Raw genomic sequence first — 5,272 nt, forward strand, 5'->3', positions numbered from 1 at the left:
GGCCCCAGTCGCGGCGCCCGTGGAGGCGGTGCGCGCGCCGGTTCCGGTTGCGCCCGCGCCGAAGCCGGCGCTCGCGCCCGCGCCCGTCGCGCAAGCCGAACCGGCGCCGCCGGCGGCCGAAGAGTCGCTCCCGCTCCAGCGCGAGCTGCCCGAGTCGATCCAGCGCGAGCTGCCGCGGCTCGCTTTTGGCGGCTACATCTATTCGCGCAATCCGGCCGACCGCCTGCTCCTGATCGACAAGGTCCTGCGCCGCGAAGGCGAAGAGGTCGGCCCCGGGCTGCGCCTCGAAAGGCTGCTGCCGAGGGCGGCGGTGATGAACTACAAGGGCTACCGCTACCGCGTGCCGTACTAAGGAAAACATGAAACAAGAATCGCCGCAACAACTGCTGGGCGTGGTCGGCTGGTCCGGCAGCGGCAAAACCACGCTGCTCGAATACCTCGTGCGCGAGCTGGCCGGCGGCGGCCTGCGCGTCAACGTCATCAAGCATAGCCACCACGACGTCACGCTCGAGCCGCCCCACAAGGACAGCGCGCGCATGCGCATGGCCGGTGCGGCCGAAGTCATGCTCGCCTCGCCGTTCAGGGTGGCGGTGGTGCGCGAGCTGCGCGGCGCGCCCGAGCCGGCGCTGGCCGAGCAAATCGCGCACCTGTCGCCGTCCGACCTGACCCTGGTCGAGGGCTACAAGTGGGAGCCCATGCCCAAGCTCGAGGTGCACCGGCCGGCGCTCGGCCAGCCGGCCCTGTACCCGGACGACGCGCACATCGTGGCGGTCGCCTCGGACACGCCGCGCCCGCCCGGGCTGCGCGCGGAGCTGGCCTGGCTCGACCTGAACGCGCCGGCCGAGGTGCTGGCCTGGCTGCGCGCGCGAATTTCTGCCGGCGCGGCCTAAAGTTTTCAAAATGCCCGTCGTAAATGGTTGATCGCTGTTTACTCGGAGAACGACATGAATGTTTCAGCAATTGCCGGATTGGCAAGCAGCATCGCCGAGACCGGAACCAAGCAGGAAGTCGACATCGCGATCCTCAAGCGGGCGCAGCAAATCGAAAGCGCCGCCGCGACCCAGTTGATCGACGCGCTCAAGCCGGTGTCGCCGAACCTGCCGGCCAACCTGGGCACCAGAATCAACACGACGGCCTGAAACATCATGGCGCGACCCGGCACCCCGCAACGGCGGGCGGCCGGGTTTTTTTTCGCACGCACCGGGCCGATTCAGTAGAATCGCGTGCTGGCGAACACGAAAGTGGCTTGTTGTGTAAGGTAGCGCATGACGCGCCCGACAAATTCTTTCCACCAGCGCAATTTTGTTCCAGCCCCATCCCCTTAGGAGATTGAATATGACCACACGCCACGCCCTGATCGCCGCCGCACTCGCCACCGTGTGCGCCGCCGCCTCCACGACCGCCAGCGCCCATGTTGAAGAAAACACCATGGCGGCCAAATCGGCAACCGAAAAATGCTACGGCAATGTCAAGGTCGGCCAGAACGATTGCGGCACCGCCACCGGCACCCACGCATGCTCGGGCATGGCCAAGGTCGACAACGACCCGCATGAGTGGAAGCTGGTCGCCAAAGGCACATGCAAAAAGACCGGCGGCAAGCTCAAGGCGCCCAAGGTCAAGAAGTAAGCATCCCCGGCATCGCTCAGCAGCATGCGTCTGATGCGGCCATGAGTTCCGAATCGGAACGGCGCCCGGCGCACGAGGCGGGCGTGGGGGTCGGTTTGCGGGCCCCGCATTACCGCCAGTTCCTCGAACAGCGGCCGGCGGTCGACTGGCTCGAGGTGCACAGCGAGAACTTCCTCGAGCAATCTGGCTGGGATTGGCACGTGCTGCAGCAATTGCGGCGCGACTATCCCATCAGCCTGCACGGCGTCGGACTCGGCCTGGGTTCGGCGCGCGGGTTTTCGGCGTCTCACCTCGAGCGGGTGCGCGCGCTGGTCGAACGCGTCGAACCGTTCCTGGTGTCCGAGCATCTGTGCTGGGGCGCGGTGCACGACCGCAATCTCAACGACCTCTTGCCGCTGACCTTGAACGAGGACGCGCTCGCGCTCATGTGTGAGAGGGTGGCGCGCGTGCAGGACGCGCTGCGGCGCCCGATCCTGCTCGAGAACGTCTCAAGCTATGTGCGCTTCCACGCCGACGCGATGACCGAGACCCAATTCATGGCCGCCCTGGCACTCCGCACCGGCTGTTCGCTCCTGCTCGACATAAACAATCTGTACGTCAACCAGTGCAACCATGGGGAGGACGCGCTCGCGGCGCTGTGCGAGATTGCGCCGGGCAGCGTGGGCGAATTACATCTGGCGGGCCATTTGCGCACGCCGCTGGCCCTGATCGACACCCACGGCGACAAGGTGGCCGAGCCCGTATGGGACCTGTACCGCGCCGCGCTGGCACGTTTTGGCAAGCTGCCCACCCTGATCGAATGGGACACCGACATTCCGGCGCTCGAGGTGTTGCTGGGCGAGGCCGACAAGGCGCGCGCGATGGCGGCCACGGCGCCGGTGCGCGCCACGGTGCGCGGCGGCGTGGACGCGCCCACGCCGCCATCGGCGCCCGCCTCCGACGCGCTCGCCACCGGCCAGCAGGCCTTCGCCACCGCCCTGTTCACGCCGGGCGCCGAGGGACCCGCCCGCGCGCAGTTCAAGGGGGCCGGCGACGGCGAACGGCTGGCGCTGTACCGCGGCAACCTCAGCGGCACATGGGACAAGAGCCTGACGGCCGCGTTCCCCGTGCTGCGCAAGCTCGTGGGCGAGGAGTTTTTCAGTGCCCTGAGCCGCGCCTACGGCATGGCCATGCCGTCCGTCGACGCCGACCTGAACCGTTTTGGCGACACCTTCGCGCAATTTCTCGACGGCTTCGAACACGTGGCCGACTATCCGTACCTGCCCGACATGGCGCGCCTCGAATGGGCCTTGCACCGGGCGCATTTTGGCGCCGACGCCGAGGGCATCGCCCTCGATGCCTTCGCCGGCCTGTCGCCCGCACAGGCCGGATCGGCGCGCCTGCGCCTGCATCCGGCCGCATGCCTGCTCGCCTCGCGCTGGGATTGTGTGGCCTTGTGGCAGGCCCACCAGGGCGAGGGCGGGGTGGAATTCCCGGATGAGATCGAAACGCCATGCCTGGCCGTGGTCGCGCGCCCGCGCTGGCGGCCCGAATTGGTCGCGCTGGGCGCGGCCGCGCACGCGGCATTGTCGCAACTGGCCGCCGGCGCACGCTTCGACGACGCGCTCGACGCCGCCTTTGCGCTCGACGAGCAATTCGACGTGGCGGCCAATTTGCAGCAATGGATAGCGCTGGCGCTGCTCGTCGGCATCGACGTCGCGCCGGAGCCGGCACTTTGAGAGTTGGAAAGGTTGCAGCGGGGGGAGTGGAACAAATGCGGCGCCGTTGCGGCGCCGCACTACTTAGTTAAACGCGCGCAAGATTCGCGCTTCGCCGCTCGGGGCGGCATTGGGGGCATCGGCAGCATTGGTCGCTTCTATCATGCGGTTCAACTGATCGTCCTCGAAGCGGGCCAGTTCCTCGGTGGCCGCGGACAGGGCGAGTGCCAGTTTGGCGCGCGCATTTTGATACAGTACGCTGGTGTATTGATCTGTGTTCTTGAGCAATTCCTCCGCGTTTTCGATGACGAGACGCAAATCGCCGATAAGCCTTTCCTGCGTCTGGGGTTTTCCTTCAGGGCTATCCATGGCGGTCCCCTTGAACCGGTTGATAACAACTTGTAATATAAACAAGTAAGCACGGCTGAGTTTGTCGGCGCTCAAACGTGCGCGGCCGTAGCCCGCGAAATCGCGGCGACCAAGGCATTATTGTCGGAATGCATCAACGGAATACTGTCCCAGCGCAACTTTGGAGCCGACTAAGAAGAGCTCGCCATTCTATCGCTGACCGCCGTGTACGTCCGCTTTCGCCCCAAACCGGCCAGTCAAGTAGCCTCCTTCGGTCGACCAAAGCGTCTTTGCTTTAGAAGGAAAAACGTTCCTACCAAGACTCAAATCGAGCCCGTCATAGCACTCATGGTTTGCGCCTTCGTTTGTACGTGGGCCTATGAAGAACTTGGCTGCTCTTTGTCCTGACCAATCATGAAGAGCACCAGACCAAAAATGATCAGCACGTCGGCTACGTTGAACGCATATGGATTACTGATGCCGCAGCAGCTCATGTTGATAAAATCAACCACAGCGCCGTAGATAACGCGATCTAGTGCGTTACCCAGAGCACCACCGACGACAGTCCCGGCGGCCAATGGAAGCATCCAACCGCGCTTGTCGCGCGTCCAAACCGCGAGCCCTATCGACACGGCGATACTCAACGCCACCAGCAACCAGCGAAAATCAAAAGAGCTAAAAATTCCGAAATTTACGCCCTTGTTCCATGCCATCAGAAAATTCAGATAGGGTGGCCACACTGGCATAGTATGAACCACCGCCAGGTCGAGTACATGCAAAACGACAATTTTTGAAAGCTGGTCGAGACTGAAGGCAAGGAGTGCAGCGAAGCACATGCGCACTGTAGGTGAGGAGAAAATGCTAGCTAGCTGGGGTGGCATCGAATTCTTAGTTGGGATAACAAAATTAATAATGCACGATTATATTAAACGTTGCGTCAACGAGTGTCAGCTGGTGGCCGGCTCCTGCCGATTGTACTCGACAGCGAATCGGCGTGGGACCAGCTTGGCCGCAGCCGCCCCAATATAGTCGTTCACCAGTGATTTCCATTGCAGAGCAAATGATCACATCACCCGGCGGTGAGTCCCCGGTGGGCTGGACATTGCGCTTGGTTACATGCTCCAACAGACCACCCTGATTCGCGTGCGTGCTTTGCTTTCTTGATTGCCCAAATCTCAACGGGGTCTCTAGCCGGATCGCTAAGCGTTGGTTCGAAAATGTTCAAACAGCCAATCGTTTGACAGGAAATCAACAGCTCGCAATAGGCAAGCACTTCGATTGGATCTTGAAAATTAGACATGAGGGGCGAGTTTCAAAATAAATCAATTTAAAGCAAAATGTATGTCAATCCCTGCGCTAAGCAGCTTGTAGCTTCGTGCTCGACGGAACGACCGGTTTTGGCCGGCTGCTGTCGATTGTACTCGACGGTTGCGTGCGGTCCGACCTCGGCCCGCTGCCGCCCCGAAGCCGCCGTTCGAACAAGTGCCTGTGGCGCTTTTGTTCCATGCTGCGATAGATATGAGCGTGCCGGGCGACAAGAGTCCCCTCGCAGTTGCGTACGCCAATCGGATTAAGCCCATAGGTTTATACACATCTCGCAC

7 protein-coding genes are annotated in these 5,272 nt (G+C 62.7%); 5 read left to right on the forward strand and 2 right to left on the reverse strand.

Annotation, left to right across the window (positions count from 1 at the left end; translation table 11 throughout):
- The 5 genes from C7C56_RS09710 to bufB form a co-directional block, all read left to right on the forward strand.
- The coding region (locus C7C56_RS09710; RefSeq protein ID WP_181373102.1) for a general secretion pathway protein GspB at window positions 1–352 on the forward strand (352 nt) is incomplete at its 5' end.
- 7 nt (window positions 353–359) lie between these two features.
- Window positions 360–890 (forward strand): molybdopterin-guanine dinucleotide biosynthesis protein B, encoded by a 531-nt coding sequence (gene mobB, locus C7C56_RS09715; RefSeq protein ID WP_106757234.1) that lies wholly within the window; start codon window positions 360–362, stop codon window positions 888–890.
- Between the two features lie 54 nt (window positions 891–944).
- Window positions 945–1,139 carry a YjfB family protein gene (locus C7C56_RS09720; protein WP_106757235.1) on the forward strand — a complete coding sequence of 65 codons (195 nt, stop codon included), beginning with the start codon at window positions 945–947 and terminating at the stop codon, window positions 1,137–1,139.
- 196 nt (window positions 1,140–1,335) lie between these two features.
- Window positions 1,336–1,626 carry a BufA1 family periplasmic bufferin-type metallophore gene (locus tag C7C56_RS09725; protein ID WP_106757236.1) on the forward strand — a complete coding sequence of 97 codons (291 nt, stop codon included), beginning with the start codon at window positions 1,336–1,338 and terminating at the stop codon, window positions 1,624–1,626.
- Window positions 1,627–1,667: 41 nt separating this feature from the next.
- Window positions 1,668–3,344, forward strand: a complete 1,677-nt coding sequence (gene bufB / locus C7C56_RS09730) for an MNIO family bufferin maturase (RefSeq protein ID WP_106757237.1) — start codon at window positions 1,668–1,670, stop codon at window positions 3,342–3,344.
- A gap of 63 nt (window positions 3,345–3,407) precedes the next feature.
- On the opposite strand, the gene C7C56_RS09735 is transcribed toward bufB, so the two are convergent.
- Both C7C56_RS09735 and lspA read right to left on the reverse strand, forming a co-directional pair.
- The gene (locus C7C56_RS09735) at window positions 3,408–3,767 is read right to left on the reverse strand and encodes a DUF883 family protein (protein ID WP_229458513.1); all 360 of its coding nucleotides are present in this window, start codon (window positions 3,765–3,767) and stop codon (window positions 3,408–3,410) included.
- Window positions 3,768–4,048: 281 nt separating this feature from the next.
- On the reverse strand, window positions 4,049–4,552 hold the full coding sequence (gene lspA, locus C7C56_RS09740) for a signal peptidase II (RefSeq protein ID WP_106757238.1): 504 nt from the start codon (window positions 4,550–4,552) through the stop codon (window positions 4,049–4,051).
- Window positions 4,553–5,272 lie beyond the last annotated feature (720 nt).

The sequence above is a fragment of the Massilia glaciei genome, from assembly GCF_003011895.2.
Taxonomy (GTDB): domain Bacteria; phylum Pseudomonadota; class Gammaproteobacteria; order Burkholderiales; family Burkholderiaceae_D; genus Telluria_A; species Telluria_A glaciei.